The 385-nt window shown below is 42.1% G+C and carries 1 protein-coding gene; it reads right to left on the reverse strand.

All coding sequences use genetic code 11. The features are described from left to right. Positions 1–385: TolC family protein (locus tag AC0IW9_RS30420; protein ID WP_471652043.1), on the reverse strand; the 385-nt coding region annotated here is incomplete at both ends.

Genomic DNA, 385 nt, shown 5'->3' on the forward strand with positions numbered 1-385 from the left:
GTTTGCCAATAACTGCGAAGGTAAACCTGCCTGCACTGTTGGGGGAACCAAATCCGTAAAACTTGTTTTATCCCGAACGATTGGCTGAGGATAGCGACCCAGCAGAAAGTTAATCTTATTTTCACTTTCTGTAATGTTCTGTTCAATATCAAACTCCAAACTCTTTGAATTTAACACCTCCGCCTCAAATTTCCTTACCGCCAGTTCAGTTACCCGTGTTGCCTGCTTTTGAATTTTCATCAACTCTAATGCATTGGTTTGTAAGGCGATGTTTTGTTTTACGATAGCCAGCTGGTTATCGTAAGCCAGCAACTCATAGTAGCCATTGGCCACTTCTGCAACCAGGTTGGTAATTACGAAGTTTTTGCCTTCTATGGTAGAAAGG

This window comes from Belnapia sp. AC561 (assembly GCF_979252845.1).